Origin of the sequence: Pontimicrobium sp. SW4 (assembly GCF_039954625.1) — a bacterium.
Classification (GTDB): domain Bacteria; phylum Bacteroidota; class Bacteroidia; order Flavobacteriales; family Flavobacteriaceae; genus Pontimicrobium.
The window spans coordinates 2,560,991-2,585,623 of sequence record NZ_CP157199.1 but is presented as its reverse complement, the minus strand read 5'-3'; the positions used below and the strand labels follow the sequence as shown (position 1 = coordinate 2,585,623).

The 24,633-nt window shown below is 31.5% G+C and carries 25 protein-coding genes; 20 read left to right on the top strand and 5 right to left on the bottom strand.

The window, feature by feature from the left end:
• From metF to ABGB03_RS12035, 3 genes are read left to right on the top strand one after another with little or no spacing between them, the layout of a single operon-like run.
• Positions 1 to 954, top strand: a complete 954-nt coding sequence (gene metF, locus ABGB03_RS12045; protein WP_347922817.1) for a methylenetetrahydrofolate reductase [NAD(P)H] — start codon at positions 1 to 3, stop codon at positions 952 to 954.
• Positions 955 to 993: 39 nt separating this feature from the next.
• A complete protein-coding gene (locus tag ABGB03_RS12040; RefSeq protein ID WP_347922816.1) occupies positions 994 to 2,088 on the top strand; it encodes an acyloxyacyl hydrolase in 1,095 nt (364 codons plus the stop codon).
• Positions 2,089 to 2,121: 33 nt separating this feature from the next.
• Positions 2,122 to 2,871 (top strand): head GIN domain-containing protein, encoded by a 750-nt coding sequence (locus ABGB03_RS12035; RefSeq protein ID WP_347922815.1) that lies wholly within the window; start codon positions 2,122 to 2,124, stop codon positions 2,869 to 2,871.
• 2 nt (positions 2,872 to 2,873) lie between these two features.
• On the opposite strand, the gene ABGB03_RS12030 is transcribed toward ABGB03_RS12035, so the two are convergent.
• Positions 2,874 to 3,761 (bottom strand): carboxypeptidase-like regulatory domain-containing protein, encoded by an 888-nt coding sequence (locus tag ABGB03_RS12030; protein WP_347922814.1) that lies wholly within the window; start codon positions 3,759 to 3,761, stop codon positions 2,874 to 2,876.
• An 85-nt stretch (positions 3,762 to 3,846) separates the two neighbouring features.
• Positions 3,847 to 4,740 (bottom strand): gliding motility-associated ABC transporter ATP-binding subunit GldA, encoded by an 894-nt coding sequence (gene gldA, locus ABGB03_RS12025; RefSeq protein ID WP_347922813.1) that lies wholly within the window; start codon positions 4,738 to 4,740, stop codon positions 3,847 to 3,849.
• A 258-nt stretch (positions 4,741 to 4,998) separates the two neighbouring features.
• Here gldA and ABGB03_RS12020 point away from each other — a divergent pair, with 258 nt between their 5' ends.
• Genes ABGB03_RS12020 through ABGB03_RS12005 form a run of 4 tightly spaced genes read left to right on the top strand, consistent with a single transcriptional unit; the run spans position 4,999 to position 8,911 of the window.
• Positions 4,999 to 5,826: a prephenate dehydratase gene (locus ABGB03_RS12020; RefSeq protein WP_347922812.1), complete on the top strand. Its 828-nt coding sequence runs from the start codon at positions 4,999 to 5,001 to the stop codon at positions 5,824 to 5,826.
• Entirely contained in the window at positions 5,823 to 6,968 is a 1,146-nt protein-coding gene (locus ABGB03_RS12015; protein ID WP_347922811.1) for an aminotransferase class I/II-fold pyridoxal phosphate-dependent enzyme, read from the top strand. Before ABGB03_RS12020 ends, ABGB03_RS12015 begins: the two co-directional genes overlap by 4 nt.
• Entirely contained in the window at positions 6,965 to 7,816 is an 852-nt protein-coding gene (locus ABGB03_RS12010) for a prephenate dehydrogenase (protein ID WP_347922810.1), read from the top strand. Before ABGB03_RS12015 ends, ABGB03_RS12010 begins: the two co-directional genes overlap by 4 nt.
• Before the next feature lie 9 nt (positions 7,817 to 7,825).
• Positions 7,826 to 8,911 (top strand): bifunctional 3-deoxy-7-phosphoheptulonate synthase/chorismate mutase type II, encoded by a 1,086-nt coding sequence (locus ABGB03_RS12005; protein ID WP_347922809.1) that lies wholly within the window; start codon positions 7,826 to 7,828, stop codon positions 8,909 to 8,911.
• 26 nt (positions 8,912 to 8,937) lie between these two features.
• Here ABGB03_RS12005 and ABGB03_RS12000 read toward each other — a convergent pair whose 3' ends face one another.
• Positions 8,938 to 9,387 (bottom strand): hypothetical protein, encoded by a 450-nt coding sequence (locus tag ABGB03_RS12000; protein WP_347922808.1) that lies wholly within the window; start codon positions 9,385 to 9,387, stop codon positions 8,938 to 8,940.
• 87 nt (positions 9,388 to 9,474) lie between these two features.
• Between ABGB03_RS12000 and rsgA the strand changes: the two genes are divergently transcribed.
• From rsgA to rlmN, 9 genes are all read left to right on the top strand, one after another.
• The gene (gene rsgA / locus ABGB03_RS11995) at positions 9,475 to 10,425 is read left to right on the top strand and encodes a ribosome small subunit-dependent GTPase A (RefSeq protein WP_347926419.1); all 951 of its coding nucleotides are present in this window, start codon (positions 9,475 to 9,477) and stop codon (positions 10,423 to 10,425) included.
• Complete coding sequence (gene dtd, locus ABGB03_RS11990) at positions 10,426 to 10,878, top strand: D-aminoacyl-tRNA deacylase (protein WP_347922807.1); 453 nt, start codon at positions 10,426 to 10,428, stop codon at positions 10,876 to 10,878.
• The gene (locus tag ABGB03_RS11985; RefSeq protein WP_347922806.1) at positions 10,878 to 11,405 is read left to right on the top strand and encodes a metal-dependent hydrolase; all 528 of its coding nucleotides are present in this window, start codon (positions 10,878 to 10,880) and stop codon (positions 11,403 to 11,405) included. Before dtd ends, ABGB03_RS11985 begins: the two co-directional genes overlap by 1 nt.
• Before the next feature lie 126 nt (positions 11,406 to 11,531).
• The gene (locus ABGB03_RS11980; protein WP_347922805.1) at positions 11,532 to 13,385 is read left to right on the top strand and encodes a DUF3857 domain-containing protein; all 1,854 of its coding nucleotides are present in this window, start codon (positions 11,532 to 11,534) and stop codon (positions 13,383 to 13,385) included.
• Between the two features lie 6 nt (positions 13,386 to 13,391).
• A complete protein-coding gene (locus ABGB03_RS11975; RefSeq protein ID WP_347922804.1) occupies positions 13,392 to 15,341 on the top strand; it encodes a DUF3857 domain-containing protein in 1,950 nt (649 codons plus the stop codon).
• Positions 15,342 to 15,343: 2 nt separating this feature from the next.
• Positions 15,344 to 15,670 carry a nucleotide pyrophosphohydrolase gene (locus tag ABGB03_RS11970; protein ID WP_347922803.1) on the top strand — a complete coding sequence of 109 codons (327 nt, stop codon included), beginning with the start codon at positions 15,344 to 15,346 and terminating at the stop codon, positions 15,668 to 15,670.
• A 30-nt stretch (positions 15,671 to 15,700) separates the two neighbouring features.
• Positions 15,701 to 16,924 carry a 3-phosphoshikimate 1-carboxyvinyltransferase gene (locus ABGB03_RS11965; protein WP_347922802.1) on the top strand — a complete coding sequence of 408 codons (1,224 nt, stop codon included), beginning with the start codon at positions 15,701 to 15,703 and terminating at the stop codon, positions 16,922 to 16,924.
• A gap of 75 nt (positions 16,925 to 16,999) precedes the next feature.
• Complete coding sequence (queA, locus tag ABGB03_RS11960; protein WP_347922801.1) at positions 17,000 to 18,049, top strand: tRNA preQ1(34) S-adenosylmethionine ribosyltransferase-isomerase QueA; 1,050 nt, start codon at positions 17,000 to 17,002, stop codon at positions 18,047 to 18,049.
• A 41-nt stretch (positions 18,050 to 18,090) separates the two neighbouring features.
• Positions 18,091 to 19,131, top strand: a complete 1,041-nt coding sequence (gene rlmN, locus ABGB03_RS11955; protein ID WP_347922800.1) for a 23S rRNA (adenine(2503)-C(2))-methyltransferase RlmN — start codon at positions 18,091 to 18,093, stop codon at positions 19,129 to 19,131.
• Positions 19,132 to 19,162: 31 nt separating this feature from the next.
• On the opposite strand, the gene ABGB03_RS11950 is transcribed toward rlmN, so the two are convergent.
• Positions 19,163 to 20,038 (bottom strand): choice-of-anchor J domain-containing protein, encoded by an 876-nt coding sequence (locus ABGB03_RS11950; RefSeq protein ID WP_347922799.1) that lies wholly within the window; start codon positions 20,036 to 20,038, stop codon positions 19,163 to 19,165.
• A gap of 146 nt (positions 20,039 to 20,184) precedes the next feature.
• Here ABGB03_RS11950 and ABGB03_RS11945 point away from each other — a divergent pair, with 146 nt between their 5' ends.
• Positions 20,185 to 21,162 (top strand): polyprenyl synthetase family protein, encoded by a 978-nt coding sequence (locus ABGB03_RS11945; protein WP_347922798.1) that lies wholly within the window; start codon positions 20,185 to 20,187, stop codon positions 21,160 to 21,162.
• Between the two features lies 1 nt (position 21,163).
• Here the strand turns inward: ABGB03_RS11945 and ABGB03_RS11940 are convergent, their stop codons facing one another.
• Positions 21,164 to 21,775 carry a hypothetical protein gene (locus ABGB03_RS11940; RefSeq protein WP_347922797.1) on the bottom strand — a complete coding sequence of 204 codons (612 nt, stop codon included), beginning with the start codon at positions 21,773 to 21,775 and terminating at the stop codon, positions 21,164 to 21,166.
• Between the two features lie 233 nt (positions 21,776 to 22,008).
• Here ABGB03_RS11940 and ABGB03_RS11935 point away from each other — a divergent pair, with 233 nt between their 5' ends.
• Genes ABGB03_RS11935 through ABGB03_RS11925 form a run of 3 tightly spaced genes read left to right on the top strand, consistent with a single transcriptional unit; the run spans position 22,009 to position 24,476 of the window.
• A complete protein-coding gene (locus ABGB03_RS11935; protein WP_347922796.1) occupies positions 22,009 to 22,590 on the top strand; it encodes an RNA polymerase sigma factor in 582 nt (193 codons plus the stop codon).
• On the top strand, positions 22,571 to 23,356 hold the full coding sequence (locus tag ABGB03_RS11930; protein WP_347922795.1) for a hypothetical protein: 786 nt from the start codon (positions 22,571 to 22,573) through the stop codon (positions 23,354 to 23,356). The genes ABGB03_RS11935 and ABGB03_RS11930 overlap by 20 nt, the downstream gene beginning before the upstream one ends.
• 43 nt (positions 23,357 to 23,399) lie before the next feature.
• Positions 23,400 to 24,476 carry a hypothetical protein gene (locus tag ABGB03_RS11925; RefSeq protein ID WP_347922794.1) on the top strand — a complete coding sequence of 359 codons (1,077 nt, stop codon included), beginning with the start codon at positions 23,400 to 23,402 and terminating at the stop codon, positions 24,474 to 24,476.
• Positions 24,477 to 24,633 lie beyond the last annotated feature (157 nt).

Sequence of the window (24,633 nt, the reverse complement as noted above, 5' to 3'; positions counted from 1 at the left end):
ATGAAAGTTACAGAGCATATAAAAAAAGCAAACGAGAAAACATTATTCTCTTTTGAAATTATTCCACCTAAAAAAGGAAATAATATTCAAGAATTATACAATAACATAGACCCATTAATGGAGTTTAAACCTCCTTTTATTGATGTTACTACGTCAAGAGAGGAGTATGTTTATATTGAAAAAGACGGATTATTAGATAGAAAGATAACAAGAATGCGTCCAGGAACTGTTGGTATTTGTGCAGCTATAAAGCATAAATACAATGTAGATACCGTTCCACATGTATTATGTGGAGGTTTTACAAAAGAAGAAACAGAATATTTGCTAGTAGATTGTCATTATTTAGGGATTAATAATGTTATGGCTTTACGAGGTGATGCTATGAGTCATCAAAAATATTTTGAAGCCTCGAAAGGAGGTCATATGTATGCAAAACAATTGGTAGATCAAATAAATAACCTAAATAAAGGTAAATATTTACATGATGTTATGGAAGCAGACCATAAGGCAAATTTTTGTATTGGAGTTGCTGGATATCCTGAAAAACATATTGAAGCGCCATCATTACAAACCGATTTAAAGCGTTTAAAAGAAAAAGTAGACGCAGGAGCAGATTATGTAGTAACTCAAATGTTTTTTGATAATAAAAAGTATTTCGATTTTGTTGAAGCAGCTAAAAAAGAAGGCATAAATGTGCCTATTATTCCAGGCATAAAGCCTATTGCTGTTAATCGTCACTTACAATTATTACCCCAAGTGTTTAAAATTGATTTACCAGAAAATCTTATTAAAGAAATAGATAAGTGTAAAAGCAATAAAGAGGTTAGACAAGTAGGAGTAGAATGGAGTATTCAACAATCTAAAGAACTTTTAGCGGCTGGAGTTCCTGTATTGCATTACTATTCTATGGGAAAAAGTGATAATATTAAAGCTATTGCGTCTCAAATATTTTAATTAATCCATTACCTTTAGCTTTGTTAATCAGGTTAATTTATGAAGCAAAGCTTTATTTGTTTATTGTGTTTTTTTAGTATTTTTGTAAAAGCTCAAGAAACACAAAAACAGTCGTCCTTAGATGTCAATTATTTCTCAGGAAATATTGCACTTCATAATGATGATATTCTGCACTTAATAACAGGACATCCAGAAGGCATCATTGTAAGTTGGAACAAAAAAACATTCGGATTTAATACTTGGGAACAACGCTATAATTATCCAGATTATGGTGTCTCCTTCAGTTATCAAAATTTTAAAAATGAAGTACTTGGTAAAAACTATGCTCTTTATGGGCATTATAATTTCTATTTTCTAAATCGAAATTTAATGGTTCGTATTGGTCAAGGATTAGCGTATACAACAAATCCTTATGATAAAGAAACCAATCATAAAAACATTGCTTTTGGGACTAAGTTAATGAGTAGTACGTATGCTATGATTAACTATAAAAGAGAACGTATTTTAGATAATTTTGGATTTCAAACAGGTTTGTCTCTAATACACTATTCTAATGCAAATGTAAAAGCACCAAATACAAGTATCAATTCGTTAACTATTAGCGCTGGAGTAACTTATAATTTTGATGACGAAGATCCAGAATATCAGTACGACTTAAGTGATGATGCAAAGTTTAGTCAACCAATAAAATACAATATTGTTTTTAGAAGCGGTGTTAATGAAAGTGATGTGGTTGGGAGTGGTCAATTTCCGTTTTATATTGTATCTGCTTATGCAGATAAACGTTTGAATAGAAAAAGTGCTATCCAATTTGGAGTTGATGCCTTTATTTCAAGATTTTTAAAAGAATTTATTTACTATGAATCCGTTGCGTTTCCAGATAGAAATATTGATCCTAATACAGATTATAAGCGATTAGGTATTTTTGTTGGTCATGAATTGTTTATTAATAAGTTGTCTATTGTAACGCAACTTGGGTATTATGCTTATTATCCTTTTGATTTTGAAGGAAGAGTATATCAACGAATAGGGTTTAAACGTTATTTTGGAAATAAATGGTTTGCAGCAGTGACCTTAAAATCGCATGCAGCTAAAGCTGAAGCAGTTGAATTAGGAATAGGAATACGATTATAAATTTTGTCATTTCTGCAAAGGCAGAAATCTATTATGAAGAGAATAGTATACTTACTTATTATAGTATTATTTTTTGCTTGTAACAGCGAAGACACTTCCGATTGTTTTCAAACCAAAGGAAATATTGTGCAGCAAGAAGTTACGGTAAACTCGTTTGATAAGATTTTAGTCAATCGCGACATAGAACTTATTGTAAAAGAAGGTTTAGAGTATGAAGTAATAATAGAAACAGGAAAAAACCTTATAAATGATGTTGAAGTAATAGTTGTTGGTGATGAGTTACAACTCACCGATAATAATTCGTGTAATTATGTAAGAGACTATGGCATTACCAAAATATATGTGACTGGTCCAAATATTAGAGAGATTAGAAATTCATCGCAATACGAAGTGTCGTCTAATGGAGTACTTACGTTTCCAGAATTAAAACTTATTTCGGAAGATTTTAATGCTCCTGGAAGTTTTACGATTGGCGATTTCAGACTACAAATAGATAGTGATAAATTACATATAGTGTCTAACAATATTTCATCGTTTTACATTTCTGGAGAGGTTAATGATTTGTTTGTTGGATTTTTCTCAGGAGCAGGGCGTTTTGAAGGAGACAACTTAATAGCTCAAAACGTTGATGTGTTTCATCGAGGTAGTAACGACATGATTGTAAATCCGCAAGTATCTCTTACTGGCGAATTACGAGGTACTGGAAATCTAATTTCTGTAAACCAACCTCCATCAGTTAATGTTGAGGAACTTTATATTGGTCAGCTTATTTTTGAGGATTGAATTTAATTGCTTATTACTACGTTATTTGTTGTCGTTTTTATAAAGATTAAAGAAATCCCAAAATTAAGAAAACCGAAGTTGTTTATTTTTTCATAAACAATATTGAAACCTACTTTATCTTCAAATAAAAACCCTTTTATAAAACCTAAATAATTAAAATAGTCTGAGTAATAACTAAATTGGAATCCATAATAAACATTTGGATGAATTTTTTGGAGCCCAATTGATGTTCCAAAGTTATTTTGTTTGTTAAATTTTTGATGACCAATTTTTAACACTAAAGCTATATTGCTAAATTTTAAATAAGTAGAACCAATAAGACTGAGGTCTCTGTAAAATAAATCTTTAGAGTATAGGTTTTTTTGAGAAAACTCAATTGAAGCTATGTTTAAGTGTCGATTTGGATAATTTAGTGAGAGATTTGTTTTAAAAGTATAATCATTTTTAAAATTAGTTTGACCACTTAATTTATATAAAAAATCTGTTCTTAATTCTTCAAAATGTACTAATGGTTGAATTTCGATATCATTACTTATTGAAGCACCAAAGATTGAATTAGGCGAATCGTAGATAAGTCCTATATCCAAGAATTTAGTTTCAGTAGAAAACTCTTCAAGAAGTATTTCAATATTTTTATTGATTCCAACTTTATAATCTAAATTTTGCATTCCAATCGCCGAAAAAGTTAAAATATCTAAAGAATTAGGGATAGTTATTTTAAAATAGCCATCGAAATTAGTTTCAGTGTTTATTTGAGTTCCTTTAATGGTTACTCTGACACCAGGAAGTAGTGTTTTACTAATATCTCTAACAATTCCAGAGTATTCTTTAGATTGACTATGCAGGACAATACTAAGCAGAAATAATATTAAAAGTAAAGATTTTTTCATTTAAAAATTGTTGAATACTATGTCAAGATAATTACTCATTGATTTATCGAAAAACTATAATGAGTGAAACTATATTTTGAGTTAGTTAACTCGTCAACTCCCTAAACAAACTTTCCAAACTGGTGCTCTTTTGGTTTAATTGTAGAATTTTTAAACCATTATCGTGTGCGAAATCAAATACGTAAGAGCGCATATCTTCGGTTGAATCAAAGGTGATTTCATACATAAAGTCATATAAATTTTCAATTTTAACAACTTTAGGTATACTCTTTAAAAAAGCTTCTTCAACCCTATAATCAAAAGCCACAACAATTACTTGTTGAGAACCTTCTCTAAGTTCTTTTAAGGTTTTGTTAGTAACAATTTCTCCTTTATTAATAATAATCACACGGTCACACATAGCTTCTACCTCTTGCATAATATGAGTAGATAAAAACACGGTTTTTTCCTTTCCAATGGTTTTAATGAGGTTTCTAATATCGACCAATTGGTTTGGGTCTAAACCTGTGGTTGGCTCATCTAGTATCAATACATCAGGATTGTGTAATAAGGCATTGGCTAATCCTACACGCTGGCGATACCCTTTAGATAGTTGTCCAATAGTTTTATGAGATTCAGGCGTCAATCCTGTAAGTTCAATAACTTCATCTATTCGTGATTTTGAAACTTTATAGATTTTAGCATTAAACGCTAAATATTCTTTTACATACATATCTAAGTACAAAGGATTATGCTCTGGTAAATACCCAACACTTTGTTGTACTTTTTTGGTTTCGGTAGTGACATCAAAATCATTAACCTTAGCAGCACCTGTAGTAGCATTAATATATGTAGTCAATATTTTCATCATGGTTGATTTTCCAGCACCATTAGGCCCTAAAAAACCAACAACTTCAGGTTTTTTAACTTCAAAACTTATATTGTTAAGCGCTTTTTGGTTTCCGTAAATCTTAGTGAGTTGCTCTACTTTTATTGACATGCAAAAAATATTTAATCAAAAATAAACATTAAATAAACTTTATTTTAGGTAAAACACCTAAAAAAATGCTTTAGTATTTTGATTTTTGAAAATAATAGTTACATTAGCTCCATCAAAATATAATAATGACAACAAATTTCACATATTTTAACTGGTTTTATTTCTTTTTTAGCAAAAGAAACGAGACGTTATATGTGTAATTTATAGATATAAATTTAAATGTAAGTCTCGATGAAAATCGAGACTTTTTTTTTGAATATGATTAAATCAGTAGCTATACAAGGCGTAAAAGGATCGAACCACTATATTGTATCTCAACAGTATTTTAACAATGGTGTCTCCGTTATGGAGTGCTTGTCATTTGATGAGGTAGTTGACAATTTAATTACTAAAAAGTGCGATGCAGCAATTATGGCAATAGAAAATTCTATTGCAGGTTCTATTATTCCAAATTATGCATTAATTGATGATCAAAACTTACATATTGTTGGAGAGCAATACTTAGATATTCAACATAATTTGATGGCACTTCCTGGACAGTCTATTAAAGATATTCGTGAAGTTTATTCACATCCAATGGCATTGCTTCAGTGTAAAGAGTTTTTTAAAGAATATCCACATATTAAATTAGTTGAAGATAAAGATACGGCCGAAGTTGCGCAACGTATTCAAGAGAATCAATTAAAACATATTGGTGCTATCGCCACTGAAATGGCTGCAGAAATTTTTGAAGTTGAGATACTCGCTAAAAGTATTCAAACAATTAAGCACAACGAAACACGATTTGTTATTGTAAAACGCACAAATTCTGAAATCCCAGAAAATAAAATAAATAAAGCATCGCTTAAATTTGAATTAGATCATAAACGAGGAAGCTTAGCAGCAATGCTCAATGTAATGAGTGATTGTAAATTGAATTTAACCAAAATACAATCGTTGCCAAAAATAGAAACCCCTTGGAAATATGCATTTTTTGTAGATGTTACTTTTGACGCCTATGAAGATTATGTAAAGGCAAAATCCATTATGAATATCATGGCAGAAGATTTTAAAGTTTTAGGGGAGTATATAAATGCAAAGTTATGATTGAAGGAGCTAACAGATTGCATACAGTTGAGGAGTACTACTTCTCGAAAAAATTACGAGAAGTAAATTTGCTAAAAGTAGCAGGCAAACCAATTATAAATTTAGGAATTGGTAGTCCAGATTTGCAACCACCTCAAAAAGTGATAACAGCAATAACTGAAGGGTTGCAAGATGCTAATGCTCATAAGTATCAAAGCTATCAAGGTTTGCCAGAATTGAGAGATGCTATGGCTGAGTTCTATCGTGAACAATTCCAAGTGCATTTAAGTCCAATGACGGAGATATTACCATTAATGGGAAGTAAGGAAGGGATTATGCACATTTCTATGGCATATCTAAATGAAGGTGATGAGGTGTTAATTCCTAATCCTGGATATCCCACTTACCAATCTGTTACTAAATTACTAGGTGCTATACCTGTGTTTTATGAGCTAGATGAGGCTAATAATTGGATGCCAGATATTACAGCACTTGAGAAGTTAGATTTAAGTAAAGTAAAATTAATGTGGTTAAGCTATCCGCATATGCCAACTGGTGCGCAAGCTAATTATAAAGTGTTTGAAGAATTGGTGGATTTTGCAAAAAGAAATAACATTCTAATAGTTAATGATAACCCTTACAGTTTTATACTAACAGATGCACCAAGAAGTATCTTAAAAGTAAAAGGAGCAAAGGAGGTTTGTATAGAGCTTAACTCGCTTAGTAAAACCTTTAATATGGCAGGATGGAGAGTAGGAATGGTATTAGGAGATGGAAAGCATATCAATAATGTTTTAAAAGTGAAAAGTAATATGGATTCTGGAATGTTTTACGGAATTCAAAAAGGAGCTATCGAAGCATTACGTTGTTCTAAATTATGGTATTTAAGTTTAAATAGTGTGTACGAACAACGCCGTTTACTAGTTTGGGAATTAGCCGAGGCTTTAAACTGTACGTATGATAAAAATGCTTCAGGATTATTTGTGTGGGCAAAGTTACCACCTTACACCAAAGCAGAAGAATTTATAGATGTGTTATTAAAAAATAATCATTTGTTTGTAGCTCCAGGAACTATTTTTGGCAGCAAAGGAGAAGGTTACATACGATTTTCTTTATGTGCTTCAACCGAAGATATACAAGAAGCAATAACTAGAGTATTATGAAAAACATATATATCATAGGCGTTGGATTAATAGGCGGAAGTTTAGCATTAGATATTAAAAATTTAGATGCAACAAAAACTATTTATGGAATCGACAAAAGCGATGAGCATTTAGATATTGCTATAGAAAAAGGTGTTATCGATTATAAAGCCAATATTGAAGATATTAAAAATGCCGATTTAGTAATTGTGGCTATTCCTGTAGATGTTGCAGTTAAAGAGTTGCCTAAGCTATTAGACTTGGTTTCTGATAATACATTAATCGTAGATGTTGGATCAACAAAAGAAGATATTTGTTTAGCAGTTGAAAACCATTCTAAACGTAGAAACTTTTTGGCTATGCATCCTATTGCGGGAACCGAATTTTCTGGACCTAATGCTGCAATACTAGGGCTGTATAAAGGAAAAACTAATATTATTTGCGAAGTAGAAGAAACTACTTTTAAGCTTCAAGAAAAAGCATTAAAACTATTTTCAGATATTGGGATGCGAATGAGGTATATGAAGCCAAAAGCCCATGATAAACATATTGCATATATGTCGCATTTATCACATATTAGTGCATTTATGTTAGGAAAAACAGTGATCGAAAAGGAAAAAAATGAACGCGATATTTTCGATATGGCTGGTAGTGGATTTGAGTCTACCGTAAGACTTGCAAAAAGCTCACCTGAAATGTGGACACCTATTTTTGAACAGAATAAAGACAATGTTATTGAAACATTAGAAGAATACATCAATAATCTTACGCAGTTTAAAGAATTAATGCAACAAGATGATTTTGAGGCTATTTATAACGAAATGAAAAACACGAATTATATAAAACAAATTCTTAACGGAATTGCATAAAAACAAGTTATGGAAAATAAAAAAGAACTTAGAACATGGTTAGATAATTTTGGATTAGACCATCCATTAGTAATAGCAGGACCATGTAGTGCAGAAACTGAAGAGCAAGTACTAACTATTGCACATCAATTAAAAGATAGCGATGCTACAGTATTACGTGCAGGAATTTGGAAACCTAGAACACGACCAGGAAATTTTGAAGGTGTAGGCGCTTTAGGTCTCAAATGGTTACAAAAAGCAAAAGAAGAAACAGGATTGCTTACAGCTACAGAAGTAGCAAATGCTAATCATGTAGATTTAGCGTTACAACATGATATTGATATTTTGTGGATTGGAGCTAGATCTACCGTAAGCCCTTTTATAGTTCAGGAAATAGCCGAAGCACTTAAAGGAACAGATAAACCAGTATTAATTAAAAATCCTGTAAATCCTGATTTAGCACTTTGGCTTGGAGCTGTGGAGCGTTTTTATACTGCAGATGTTAAAAACTTAGGAGTAATTCACAGAGGATTTTCTACTTACGAAAAAACAAGATATCGTAATAATCCAGAATGGCAATTACCAATTGATTTACAAAACCGTTTTCCAGATTTACCACTAATATTAGACCCTTCTCATATAGCAGGAAAGCGTGATATTATTTTCGATTTATGTCAAACAGCGCTAGATTTAAATTTTGATGGAATGATGGTCGAAACTCATCATGATCCAGATAAAGCATGGAGTGATGCAGCTCAACAAATTACTCCAGAAGCATTAATACAGTATATGGATGACCTTAAAATTAGAAAAGAAACCTCAGCTGAAGCAGAGTTTAACAACAAGATAAATACGTTACGTACGCAAATTGATGTAATAGACCATCAATTAATTGAAGTATTAGGTAAACGTATGAAAGTATCTGATGGTATTGGAAAACTTAAAAAAGCCAATAACGTAGCGGTATTACAATCCAAGCGTTGGAATGAAATATTAGGAAAAATGATTTTAGAAGGCGAACAACATAAATTAAGTGAAGAGTTTGTGCTAAGAATGTTTAAAGCGATTCATCAAGAATCGATTAATCATCAGGAAAAGATATTTAAAGAAGCTTAATAAAAAAGGCGCCATTGGCGCCTTTTTTAATTAATTCTTTTAAAAATATATCTGGTTATAAAAATTCCATTTCCATCGCCTTTGCCTGAGTCACTTTCAACAGCGCTTGTAACAAAAGCCAATTCCCAACCCTCACTTATCATGGTATTAATTTTAGAAGTTATCACAGCGTCATTAGCAGCAATATTTTGAAATCGAATACCTCCTAAATTATAAAAGTTCAATAATTTAGTTTCTTCAAAGTCCTTAACACGTATATCGCTTCTTTTAGATTTATTTCTGGTATTATCTTCCTCAGTTTGTTCTGATGTAAATTCTTTATAATCTCGTTGGTCTTCAGTCGAAATTATTCTTGACCTTCCTAAGCCGGCGGGAACAATTGACTCCACGCTAGTAATTACTTTATATTCTATTTGGGCATTTAAATCTAAAAATGAGAATAAAGTTAAGGTAAATACAAAAAGTAGTTTTTTCATGATGTTAAATTTTTATGTTTTAAAAAAACAAGATATGACAATATCCATGCCAAAAAAAATATAATTTTAGTTTACATTTGATGCTTGATGACAGGTCTCGTTTATAAATCTACAGGAAGTTGGTATACCGTTAAAACACTTAACGGTAAGTTTTATGAATGCCGAATTAAAGGAAAATTTCGTTTAAAGGGTATTAAAAGTACAAACCCAATAGCTGTTGGAGATTTTGTAGCTTTTGAATTGGAAACAAAGAATGATGAAGAAACAGGTGTCATTAATCGTATTCAAGATAGAAAAAATTATATTGTACGCAAGTCGGTAAACCTATCAAAACAAACGCACATTATTGCAAGTAATATTGATCAGGTATTCCTTTTAATAACCATTAATAATCCACCAACATTTACAAGTTTTATAGATAGGTTTTTAATATCAGCTGAAGCATATTCAATTAAAACGGTATTATTATTTAATAAAATTGACACCTACGACGAAGATATACTTTTGGAAGTGAAATTACTTGCAGCTTTATACAGAAAAATTGGGTACGAATGTATTGGTATTTCTGCTAAAACTGGTAAAAATATAGACAAGGTTAAAGCACTAATGAAGAATAAAGTGAGTATGTTTTCTGGTCATTCAGGAGTTGGGAAATCTACCTTAATTAACGCTATTGAACCTGGGTTAGATTTGAAAACAAAAGAAATATCGGAGCAACATCAACAAGGACAACATACTACAACATTTGCCGAAATGTTTGATTTAAGTTTTGATGCTAAAATTATTGACACACCTGGAATAAAAGGCTTTGGTGTTGTTGATATGGATAAAGAAGAGGTTGGTGATTATTTTCCAGATTTTTTTGAATTAAAACAACATTGTAAATTTAACAACTGTTTGCATATTCATGAGCCAAAATGTGCAGTTAAAAAAGCATTGGATAATGGTGAGATTGCATATTCAAGATATAGAAGTTATTTACAAATCTTAGAAGGCGAAGACGAGCATTTTAGAACCGACAATTTTGATAACGAATAAATGAAGACAGTAATCCAGCGTGTATCTAAAGCAAGTGTTACTATTGATGGCATAAAGGTCGCTTGCATAAATGATGGTTTATTGATATTACTTGGGATTATACATGAAGATACTCAAGAAGATATTTCTTGGTTAAGTAATAAAATTACAAATCTCAGAATTTTTGGTGATGATGAAGGAGTCATGAATAAATCGATTTTAGATATTGATGGTGAGGCTATTGTAGTAAGTCAATTTACACTTCACGCTAGTACAAAAAAAGGAAACAGACCAAGTTATTTAAAAGCAGCAAAACCAGATATTGCAATTCCATTATATAAACAATTCGTCTCACAGTTAGAAGCCGATTTAGGTAAAAAAATACAAACCGGTGAGTTTGGAGCCGATATGAAAGTTGAATTACTTAATGACGGACCAGTAACTATTATTATAGATACGAAACAAAAAAGCTAATGGCATCAGTTTTTGGTCATAGTATTGTTGGATTTACACTAGTTAAACTGTTTAAATCTAAACAAAACAGATGGCTTCTAATTTTAGCAATCATGTCAACGATATTGCCAGATATAGATGTTATTGCTTTTAGTTTAAATATTCCTTATTCGCATCCATTTGGACATCGTGGTTTTACACACTCAATTCTATTTGCTGTTATTTGGGCGTTATTATTAATGTCGTTTTTTGGAAAGAAAGATAGACTTGTTTGGTTTACTGTTATTTTTTTATCGACTATTTCACATGGATTATTAGATGCTATGACTTCAGGAGGGAAAGGTATTGGGTTTTTAATTCCTTTTAATAATGAGCGTTTTTTCTTTCCGTTTAGAGAAATAAAGGTGTCACCAATAGGAGTGAGTAAGTTTTTATCAGAATGGGGCTTGCAAGTGATAATGAGTGAGTTAAAATATATTTTAATTCCATGTTTCTTTATACTTTTAGTGAGATTTATACTTCAAAAGTCAAAAAAAACTATATTTTAGCAAATATGATTAATGTCATATATTAAGTCCCCTAAGACTACGTAACTTGAATTTTTAACTAATCTACATTATATGAACTTTAAAAATATAGTGAGTGTTTTTCTTTTACTTACTTGTTTAAATGTTATGTCGCAGAGTAATTCACTTGCAGTGACTGAAATTCCTGAAGAACTTAAAAAAAGCGCCAATGCTGTGATTAGACTCAGTAGTCTGGATGTTGTAATAGAAAAGAAAAACAAAATGACCTATACTTATCAGAGGGATGTTACAGTATTGAATGAGAAAGGTAATCGATTTGTTGAGGCTTATGCAGGATACGATAACCAACTTAAGATACGAAAAATTGAAGCTATCATTTTTGATGAACACGGAGAGGAAATTAAAAAAATCAGAAAAAGAGATTTTATTGATCAAAGTGCCGTAGATGGAGGTACTTTGTATTCAGACTCACGAGTGTTGTATATGTCATATATGCCAACATCTTATCCTTATACAGTTTCTTTTACTTATGAGATGGAAACCCAAAACACGGCATTTATACCTTCTTGGAGACCAATTACAGGGTATTATGTGAGTGTTGAAAAAGATAGTTATAGACTTAAAGATTTAGCCAATTTAGAAATTAGGTACAAAACAAAGAATTTTGAAGGCTATGATGTAAAAATCAATAGTAATGACACATTTCTTGAATTTAGTTTATCTTATATTCAAGCAAAAAAACCAGAGCAATTAAGCCCAGTATTATCTAAAGTTTCGCCTCATTGTATGGTTGCTGTAAATCAATTTTATTATTATGGAGCTGATGGCTATGCTAGTAATTGGAAAGAGTTTGGTGACTGGGTATTTAATGCCTTATTAAAAGGTAGAAATACGGTGAGTAATGAAACAAAAGATAAGATTACTCAATTGGTAAAAGGAATTGATAACCCATTAGAAAGAGCCCAGATAGTTTATGAATACGTGCAGAATAATACAAGATATATTAGTGTACAAGTTGGTATTGGTGGAGTTCAACCAATTCCGGCAAGTGAAGTAGATCGACTTAAATATGGAGATTGTAAAGGATTAACAAACTATACACAAGCTTTATTAACAGTAGCTAATGTTCCTTCCTACTACTCTGTAGTACAATCAGGTCAGGAAATTGTAGATTTTGACCCAGAGTTTGCAACTTTAGAGCAAGGAAATCATATTATTTTAGCCATTCCTAATGGAGATGAACTAACATGGATTGATTGTACATCACAAGTACACCCATTTGGATTTATTGGCGATTTTACAGACAATAGAAATGTACTGTTGGTTAAGGAAGGTGGAAGTGAAATAGTGAAAACAACATTTTATCCTGACAACAAAAATTCACAATATACATCTGCTAAAATTAAATTAGAAGCTAACGGAAATTTTACTTCTGATGTAGAAATTAATACTGAAGGAATCCAGTACGATTCAAGATTCCGTATTGAAAATTTTTCAGATAAAGATTTAATGAGTTATTACAAAAATCTTTGGGGTGATATTAATGACTTAAATATTGCTAACTATAAATTTAACAATGATAAAAATCTAGTGAAGTTTACCGAAGAACTACAGGTAGATGCAAAAGGCTATGCCACCCTTAATAGTGAAAGTATAATTTTTTCGCCAAATATATTTAATAAAAATACATTTGTTCCAGATAGGTATAGAAACAGACAATTTAATATGGAAATTCAGCGAGGGTATTTAGATGTAGATACATTTGAAATTGAAATTCCAGAAAACTATATGATAGAAGGGTTACCCGAAAGTGTAACAGAGGAAAATAAATTTGGTGAATATGTCATCGATTTTTTAATTAAAGATAACACCATTATCTACAAAAGAAAGTTGCTTATTAAAAAAGGAGAATATAGCAAAGAGGATTACAACCTATATAGAGACTTTAGAAGAAAAGTATCTAAACTAGACAAATCAATTATTGTATTAAAATCAAAATAATTAGTCATGATTAAAAAAATTAGCCTAATAACACTGTTAATCTCTATAAGCTTTTTATCAGCACAAGAGATGGAGTTTGGAGAAGTAACTAAAGAAGAACTTTTAGAAACAAAATGTCCAATTGATAGTTCAGCGAACGCCATGGTCATTTATAAATATAGAAACACATATTTTGATGTTAATATTAGTGGAGGAGGGCAGACAGTTACAGAAATTTATCAAAAAATTAAAATCTATAACAAAGAAGGGTTTGAAAATGCAACAAGGCAAATACGTTTATTTGAAAGCAAAAGTGCAAGAGAAGTATTAAGCAAACTTAAAGCGGTAACTTATAATCTTGAAGGCGATAAAATTGTTGAAACAAAACTAGAAAAAAATCAAATTTTCGAAAATGAACAAAGCTACAATATCACAGAAACTAAATTTACAATGCCTAAAGTAAAGGAAGGGTCTGTAATAGAGTTTAAATATAGAGTAACTTCACCTTTTTATTGGGCTATTGATGAGTTCCGTTTCCAAAGCCATATTCCAATAAAAAAGATTGAAGCACGAATTAAAACACCTAAAAGCTTTGTGTTTAAGCCAACGTTTAAAGGTTATATTAGTTTTTACCCAAAAAGAGAATCTTATATAGGTTCTGGTCTTGGAGGTGAAAGTATGGTTGTAGATGTTTATAATTTAGACAATGTCCCAGCTTTAAAAGAAGAGTTATATGTAGATAATATAGATAATTATACGGCAGGAGTAAATTACGAATTAGCTTCAGTTGAGGTGTCGCTTGGTGTTACTCGCGATTTTGCAAAAACTTGGGGTGATGTTGCTAAATCCATTGGAAGCTCAGATGATTATAAAAAAGAATTAGATAAAACAAGAACATTTGATGAAATATTAGACCCCATTTTAGCCGATGCAAGCAGTAAAGAGGAAAAGATGAAGCTAATTTTTAAGTATGTTAAGGATAATATTAAATGGAATGGTAGAGATGGTATATATTTTCAAAAAGGAATTAAAAAAAGCTTAAAAGAAAAAGAAGGTAATGCTGGCGATATAAATTTAGCATTAGTGGCAATGTTAAGATATGCGGATATTGATGCAAACCCTTTAGTAATTAGTACAAAAGATAATCAGATACCATACTTTCCAACTTTGGAAAAACTAAACTATGTAGTTGCCTATGCTGAGATAAACGAAAAAAAGTATTTTCTAGACGCAACACAAGAGTTTAGCGATATTAACTTATTGCCATTGAGGGATTATAATTGGGATGGGATCTTTATAGATAACCCTAATAAAATATGGAAAAAGGTGAGCCTTCTTAGTCCTAAACAAGCAATAACGCAATATCAAATAGATGCTAAATTAGCTGAAGATGGTGTAGTGGAAGGAGACTTTAAATCACGTTTATTTGGTCATCAAGCATACCTGTTTAGAGAAGAAATAAAAGACCAAGATATGGATGCTTTTATAACAAGCAGAGAGGATGATTTTAATGATATAGAAATATCTGATTACGAAACTAAAAACACAGACACCTATGAAGGTAATGTTAATGAGTCTTTTAGCTTTTATCAAGAAAACGGAGCAGAAGTTTTAAGTGATAAAATTTATTTTCAACCATTGATGTTTATGAGAATGACCGAAAATCCGTTTAAGCTAGACAAAAGAGAATATCCAATCGATTTTGGATTTCCATTTAAAGATATGTACATTATAAATGTAGATATTCCTGAAGGTTATGAGTTAGAATCAGATTTAACACCATTTATGGTTCGGTCTCCAGATGGAAACATAGAGTTTAAGTATACTGTTTCTGTAATGAATAATAAATTAAGATTATCAGCAATTTTTGATATTAAAGAAGCTAAACATGCTGCTGAAACTTATTTAATACTTAAAGAAATTTTCAATCAGGCAATTTCTAAACAAGCAGAACAAATAGTATTTAAAAAAATATAATCATGAACATCCAAAACGCACAAAAAGAGGTAGATAATTGGATTAAAAACCATGGAGTTCGTTATTTTAACGAACTAACCAATATGGCACAACTCACAGAAGAAGTTGGTGAGGTAGCACGCATTATTGCTAGACGTTATGGAGAGCAAAGTGAAAAAGAAAGCGATAAAAACAAAGACCTAGGTGAAGAACTAGCCGATGTTATGTTTGTAGTACTTTGTTTAGCGAACCAAACAGGTGTTAATCTTCAAGATGCGTTTGATAAGAAATTAGATTTAAAGACAAAAAGAGACCATGATAGGCATCATAATAACGAAAAGTTAAAGTAACTTTGCAAAACTCTTAAAAGAGTTGTTGTTATGAATATTACCCTTCAAAAATCTAAAATAGTAAAGGAGTCTATAATTAAAATTACTGGCTCTAAAAGTGAATCTAATCGTTTGTTATTATTGCAAGCATTATATCCAAATATTGAGATATCTAATGTGTCTAATTCTGACGATTCCAAGCTTATGCAAAAGGCATTAAGTAGCTCTTCAAATACTATAGATATATATCATGCAGGAACTGCAATGCGATTTCTAACAGCTTATTTTTCATTACAAAAAGGAAGAGAAATCATATTGACAGGCTCTTCTAGAATGCAAGAACGACCAATTGAAGTCCTAGTTAATGCTCTTAAAGATCTAGGTGCAGATATTTCATATATAAATAAAAAAGGCTACCCTCCACTTAACATTAAAGGGCAAGCATTAAAAAAACACCAAGTTACTTTGGCTGCAAATGTGAGTAGTCAATATATATCTGCTTTATTGCTTATTGCACCCCGATTAAAAAAGGGATTAGAACTTACTTTAGAAGGCAAAATAACATCTGTACCTTACATAAAAATGACGCTCAACTTGTTAAGACAAATTGGAGTAAACATAAGTTTTAAAGACAATAAGATAACAGTTCAGCCAATTAACGAAGTTACTTCTAAAAAACTAGTAGTTGAATCCGATTGGTCATCGGTGTCCTATTTTTATAGTATCGTTGCTTTAAGTAATGTCGGGACTAAAATAGAGTTGTCATCATATATACAAAACAGTTTGCAAGGCGATTCTGTTTTAAGTACTATTTATAAAGATTTTGGTGTTGAAACAGTATTTGATGATATGACAATTACTTTAACAAAAAAAAATAACCAAGTTAGCAACTTTGAGTACAATCTTTCTAATGCACCAGATATAGCACAAACAATTACAGTAACTTGTTTAGGTTTAGGTATAAGTTGCCATTTAACAGGATTGCACACACTAAAAATTAAAGAAACAGATAGGTTAGTAGCTTTAAAGACAGAAATAGAAAAGTTTGGAACGCAAGTAACAATTTCAAATGATACTCTAACTATATCAAAAATCAACCCTTTAGTTAGTAATGTAAATGTTGAAACCTATCACGACCATAGAATGGCAATGGCTTTCGCACCACTAGCTCTTAAAGCAACTTTTAATATTCTTGAAGCCAATGTAGTCACCAAATCTTACCCAGATTTTTGGAATGACTTAAAGAATATAGGCTTTAACTTCTCCAAATTTTAAAATAAACCCTCAAATACTTGACAACGCCTATATTGAGATTGTATATTTGCACCTCTCAAAAAAATAAACACGTATATGAAATTATCACATTTCCATTTTGATCTTCCAGAAGAACTATTAGCCGAATACCCTTCAGAACATAGAGATGAAGCAAAACTAATGGTTCTTAATCGTAAAGATCAAACTATAGAACACAAACTTTTTAAAGACCTTATTGATTATTTTGAAGAAGATGATGTCATGGTCTTAAATAATACTAAAGTGTTTCCTGCTAGATTATTTGGTAATAAAGAAAAAACAGGAGCTAGAATAGAAGTGTTTTTATTAAGAGAGCTTAATGCCGAACAACGTTTATGGGATGTATTGGTAGATCCTGCAAGAAAAATACGTATTGGTAACAAGTTATATTTTGGCGATGATGATACTTTAGTAGCTGAGGTTATTGATAATACAACGTCAAGAGGTAGAACTTTACGTTTTCTATATGACGGATCTTATGGTGAATTTAGAAAAAAACTAACAGCCCTTGGGCAAACACCATTACCAAAATATATAAAGAGAGAAGTTGAGCCTGAAGATGAGGATCGTTACCAAACTATTTATGCTAAAAACGAAGGAGCTGTTGCTGCACCAACTGCTGGATTACACTTTTCAAAGCACTTATTAAAGCGTTTAGAGATTAAAGGTGTTGATTTTGCTGAGGTGACTTTGCATGTTGGTTTAGGAACGTTTAATCCTGTAGAAGTTGAAGATTTATCTAAGCATAAAATGGATAGTGAAGAGATAGTGATTAATAAAATTGCTACCGATACCATAAACTCTGCGTTAAAAAATAAAAGACGTATTTGTGCAATTGGTACTACAGCCATGAGAGCTATTGAGAGTTCTGTCTCTTCAAGTGGAACACTAAATGAGTATGAAGGTTGGACTAATAAGTTTATTTTTCCTCCATACGATTTTAGTATTGCTAACAGTATGGTTACTAATTTTCATACACCAAAATCTACATTACTAATGATGGTTTCAGCGTTTGCTGGACATGATTTTATAAAACGTGCTTACCAAGAAGCGATTAAAGAAGGCTATAAATTTTATAGTTATGGCGATGCCATGTTAATCATATAAATTTAAAATGAGCCTCGTTTTTCGAGGCTTTTTTGACTCCAATGACTCAAGCAAAAAAAGACATACGCGCGTTAACTAAAGAAGAGCTCAGAACCTTCTTTGTAGACCAAGGTGATAAAGCATTTAGAGGTAATCAAGTGTATGAATGGTTATGGCAAAAATCTGCGCATAATTTTGAGGATATGACAAGCATCTCAAAACAAACCAGACAAATGCTTGATGACAATTTTGTAATTAACCATATTGAAGTCGATAACATGCAGAGAAGTAGTGATGGAACTATTAAAAATGCTGTGAGATTGCATGATGGTTTAATCGTAGAATCTGTATTAATACCAACTAAAACAAGAACAACAGCTTGTGTGTCTAGTCAAGTTGGGTGCAGTTTAGATTGTAAATTTTGTGCTACGTCACGTTTAAAACGCATGCGAAATTTAAACCCAGACGAAATTTATGATCAAGTAGTTGCTATTGATAAAGAAAGCAAATTATATCATAATCGTCCATTGTCTAATATTGTTTTTATGGGAATGGGAGAACCACTTATGAATTACAATAACGTACTCAAAGCTATAGATAAAATAACATCCCCAGAAGGTTTAGGGATGTCACCAAAACGTATTGTAGTATCAACATCTGGTGTGCCTAAAATGATTAAAAAAATGGCTGATGATGAGGTGAAATTTAAATTAGCAGTGTCTTTGCATTCAGCAAGAGATTCAGTACGTACCTCTATTATGCCATTTAATGCAACATTTCCGTTAGCCGATTTAAGAGAAGCTTTAGAATATTGGTATACTAAAACTAAAAACCCAATCACTTACGAATATGTTGTTTGGCAAGGAATTAATGATAAAAAGGAGGATGTAGATGCATTAATTAAATTCTGCAAATTCGCACCAAGTAAAGTTAATTTAATCGAGTACAATCCTATTGATGATGGCGATTTTAAACAGGCCGATAACGAAGCAATCAATATGTATGTATCAATGCTAGAACGAAATAGGATTACTGTTACTGTTAGACGTTCACGAGGTAAAGATATTGATGCTGCTTGTGGTCAGCTTGCAAATAAATCATAAAAAAAGCTACATCATTGCTGCTCTTTTAAATTTATTCTTTTACTAGCTTTATCAGTTTTGTGCCACCTATGACTTCAATTTTTACAACATATAACCCTTGCGAAATAGCGTTAAGATTAATACGTTCAGTATAACCAGAAAGTTTTTTAGATAGTACTTCTTGTCCTGTTAAGCTATATATTTTTGCTCCACTAAGTAAATAGTTTTTAGATTCTAAATTTAACGAACTTTGTTGCTTATCATAATAATGTGTTACATTAGACAATCTAATATCATTTACACTTAAAGGAGGTGATGATACTTCTATTTCATCAATCCCAATATAATTGGAATTGGCACCATTTGGACCAGCATCATTGGCAAAATATCTAAATGCTATTCGCACATCTGTCGTGCTTGCTAAACCAGAAATATTAATTAGTTGCTCAGTCCAAGCTTCTGGATACCCACCAATAGCTAGTGTAGGGTTAATATCTAATAATAAGGTAGTATAAGAACCAAGATCTGATGAATTAGTTGGATTGGTAGAAGATCCACCATCAATACTCATTCTTACTTGTAATCGATCCGGATAATTACTACCTACAGGACCGCGCGTAAAAAAATTAATTTGATCACCATTATTAACGGTTGTAACAGGTAATATCATCCAGTTACTAATAGTTCCATTATTTGCATGGTTTTGAAAATTTGCGGCAATGTATGAACTATTAGCCCCTGCATAAGCAGGAAAAATATTGCCTATACCTTGAAACCAATTAGTTGTTCCTGGTTGCGAACTTAGGTTTAAAAAGCTCCATCCAGCTCCAGAAAGCGATGTGATATCATTAAAATTTTCGGTAAGAATTTGAGAAAATGATGTATGGTAAAATACCACCACCAAAAGAGTGAGTGTTAATTTTTTCATGAATCTGTTGAATTAAACAATTGACAATCACTAAAATATGAAAAAATTAAATATGTTTCCAAAATACTTTTGAACTTAAAAGTATTATTAGTCTTAATTGGCTTTTTTTAGTAGGTTTGTTAACTGTAAAGTTAAAATTACTTCTCTTGAAAATAGTAGAGCAAATAAAGCAACCCATAGATTATGAAATGGAACTGTTTGAGCAAAAGTTCCGATTGTCCATGTCAAGTAAAGTTGCACTGCTTAATAGAATCACGCATTATATAGTTAATAGAAAAGGGAAGCAAATGCGACCTATGTTCGTATTTCTAGTTTCTAAAATGCTTAATAATGGCGAGGTAAGCGAACGTACGTATAGAGGCGCATCTGTTATTGAACTAATTCACACAGCATCTCTAGTACATGATGATGTTGTGGACGACAGTAACAGACGTCGAGGATTCTTTTCTATTAATGCCTTATGGAAAAATAAAATTGCCGTTTTAGTCGGCGATTATTTATTATCAAAAGGGATGCTAGTATGTATTGATAATAATGATTTCGACTTGCTTAAAATAATTTCGGTAGCAGTTCGTGAAGTAGTAGAAGGAGAGTTATTACAAATCGAAAAAGCACGAAAACTAGATATAACCGAAGACGTCTATTACGAAATTATTCGCCAGAAAACAGCAACACTTATTGCTGCTTGCTGTAGTTTGGGGGCTGCTTCGGTAAAACCAAATTCTACAGAGGTCGTTACTATGCATAAATTTGGTGAACTTATAGGAATGGCATTTCAAATAAAAGACGATTTGTTTGATTATGGCGATACCAAAATAGGAAAGCCAACAGGAATCGATATTAAAGAGCAAAAAATGACTTTGCCATTAATACACGTGTTAAATAATTGTTCTAAAAAAGACCATGATTGGTTAATTAATTCTATAAAAAACCATAATAAAGATAAAAAGCGTGTTAAAGAAGTCATTGCCTTTGTAAAAGACAATGGAGGTTTAGACTATGCAGTGACTAAAATGAAACAATTCCAAGAAGAAGCCTTACAATTATTACAACATTACTCAGATTCTGCTTATAAAAATTCATTAGAACTTATGGTGAATTATGTGATAGATAGAAAGAAATAGTCTACTTTAATATTTGCGCAGCTTCCCAAACAAATTCTTTAGGAAACTCACCAAAATAACTTATATAATCTCCTTTACTGGAAATAACCACAAAACTATGACAAGGATAATGGTGTTTAAAAAACAGATGTTCTATAAATTGGTTGGGGTCTTGTTTCCAATCTAGCAAGCCCTCATAATTTTCTAAGCCTTTGGAGTCTTTATAGATATACAAAGGTTTAATTTTGGCTACTTGCTGTAACCCATTTTCTAGTTGATAATACCATTTACTCATATTGTCTATGTTCTCATTAAGAGCACGATTAAACTTATCTTCTCCAGGATAAAAGATAATAACAATAGGTTTGGTTGAGTCAATTTTAGTGTCTAAACCTACTTCAAGTAGCTCAACAAATTTTGACAGATTAGTCAATGTACCATGTTTTTCTCTGGTGGTTAGTTTTAGTTTTGTAGAGTCGAGTTGTATAGATAACAATTTACCAGTTAAAATTCCTCTAGTATATTCGCGACTACTTATTTCGAAATTGTTTTCATCAAAATAGGTATAGTTTTTTGATGAAGAACATGAGGATATTAATAGACTAATTATAATTATTTTAAGAAGGGTTTTCATTATAATTCTAGGTACAAATTAGCTTTTAAAATCGAAAATTCGTTTAATGTTTTTACGGATATGCGTCGTTTTAATAAATTATATCCGACGTTAAACGAAGTTAGTAGTTTTTTCTCACAAAATCAATGTTTTATAGCTCGTAATAGTTTCTCTAAATTGCAGTCTCAAAAAATATTTTTTAATCGCATACAACCATTTGCATCATTATTGCGTCTATATAGATAGAAGATTAAATGAAGGATCCATTGAAAGTCATTCAACTTTATAAAAACGAAGCTCAGCTTATAAAAAAAGCGAGCCGAAATAATAGAGAAGCACAACATATGTTGTACGAATGGCATGCACCAAAAATGTTAAGCATATGTCGTTATTATATAAGCGACTTTCAACATGCCGAAGAAGTGATGCTTAATGGGTTTTTTAAAGTATTTACTAAGCTGAAGAGCTTTAATAGTAAGGGAAGTTTTGAAGGATGGATACGACGTATTATGGTTAACGAGGCCATTTCGTTTTTACGTTCAAAAAAGCAATTAGAGTTTAGTACAGACGAGACGGTGTTTCCAGAAACAGCAACCAATAATATTAAAACAGAGATTGATGTTGCCGAAATACAACAACTCATAGACAATCTTCCAGAAGGTTACCGAATGGTATTTGTAATGTATGCCATTGAAGGATATAAACATAGCGAAATAGCAACAATGCTTGGTATTAACGAAGGCACTTCTAAATCGCAATTATTTAAAGCAAGACAGCTTTTACAACAACAATTAGCAAAACTTAATAACCTTACCCATGGCACCAATGAAATATGAAGAACAGTTAAAAGATAAATTGGAGCAACGCACCATACAACCAAGCCCAGATGCGTGGCAAAAGTTAAATGATAAACTTGATGCCAATAAATCTAAAAAGAATAACAAAGGCTTTTGGTATTTAGGTATTGCAGCAAGTATCGTTGGTATATTATTAATAACAAATGTATTTGATAATAACAATACTAATATTGTTGAACCAACTATAGTCGATACAGATAAAACAAGCCCAGAGCCAATTAATGATAATGTACAAGAGGACATTCCTACAGAAGAAAAAGAAATATTTTCTAATGAAACTGAAATTTTAGCTTCTAAAAATGATAAGACTGAAACGCCTAAAAAGCAAACAACAAATAAATCTCAATCTAAACAAAAAATAACTAAAGAGCAGCTTAAGTTAATTCCAAGTAAAACCGAAGAACCGATTGTTGCAAGTAATATTAAAGAAGAAAACAAAGAAACAGTTGCTAAAAAGTTAAGCTTCGAAGAACAAAAGGCACAAGAAGTTGTGGCTCAAATTCAAAACATGCAAAAAACTAAGGAAGTGACTGATGCAGAGATAGATACTTTGTTAGGTGCTGCGCAACGAGAAATCACTTTTAAAAGACTATATAACGAAGGCACTAAAACAATAGATGCGAATGCCTTGTTGCTGAGTGTAGAAGAAGACATAGAAGCGCAGTCATTTAGAGCACGTGTTTTAGAAATGCTAAAAACAGGGTTTAATGAAGTAAAAACTGTTGTAGCCGAAAGAAATAATTAAAATTCATCAAATCAAAAATCAAATCAATAAAAAACGAACAGTTATGCAAACAATTACAAAGTACTTGTTAATTTCAATTTTATGCTTTAGCATACAATTAGTAAACGCACAAGAGTCAGTTACTAAAGAAGAAAGCCTCGAAATGCTTGTTAAACTTAAAAAAACAATTGAAGAAGAAGAGCGAGAAGCTTTAAAATCTAAAGTTGAGGCGATTAATCAACGTTTTGACAAAGGAGACATAACACAAGCTGAAGCTGAACGCCTAAAAAAAGAAGCTGCTCAAAAGCATGCGCTAAACATCGAAAACAGAATAGCCATTATTGATAATAAGATTGAACTATTAAAAAGAAATGGCTATGTGTCTAGAGATACTTCTGAAGACGAAGATGGTTTTGTTTTTAGAATAGGTAGTGGTAAAGATGAGAAGGACAGCTTTATATATTTTGGTAAACGAAGAGATGACAAGCCAAGGCGTTATGATAGACGAACTTCAAGTGACATGGTTTTGGCTTTTGGCTTGAACAATGCCATAATAGAAGGTGAAAAATTTGATGATTCACCATACAAAATTGGCGGTTCTCGTTTCTTTGAAATTGGTTGGGCTTGGAAAACACGTGTGTTCGAAAATTCTAATTTTTTAAGAATAAAATATGGTTATTCTTTCCAAATAAACGGATTGAAACCAAAAGACAATATGTACTTTACCCAAAATGGTAATGATACCATGCTAGAAGAGTTTACTTCTGAATTAAAGAAATCAAAACTATCTATCACCAACTTAGTATTTCCTGTACATTTTGAGTTTGGACCATCAAAGCGTATAGATAGAGAAGACTATTTTAGGTACAGTACACGTAATAAATTTAAAATAGGTATTGGTGGTTATGCTGGTTTTAATATTGGCACAAGACAAAAGCTTAAGTATTCCATAGACGGTGAAAACGTTAAGGACAAAATGAAAAAAAGCTTTAATGCCACAAGTTTGGTATATGGCTTAAGCGGTTATATTGCCATTGATGATACAGCTCTGTATGTAAAATACGATATGTCACCAATATTTAAAGACCAAGCAGTAAAACAAAACAACATCTCATTTGGTGTGAGATTCGATATGGACTAATAATCACTACTTATATTTGTTTTTAAAAGGGTTCAGCTATATATTAGTCTGAACCCTTTTTTGCCGATAAATATAAACCTAACTTTTTTAAATACAGTTGTATTATATTACATTTACAGTGTCATTCCTGTATAGGCAGGAATCTATTTTAAATTAA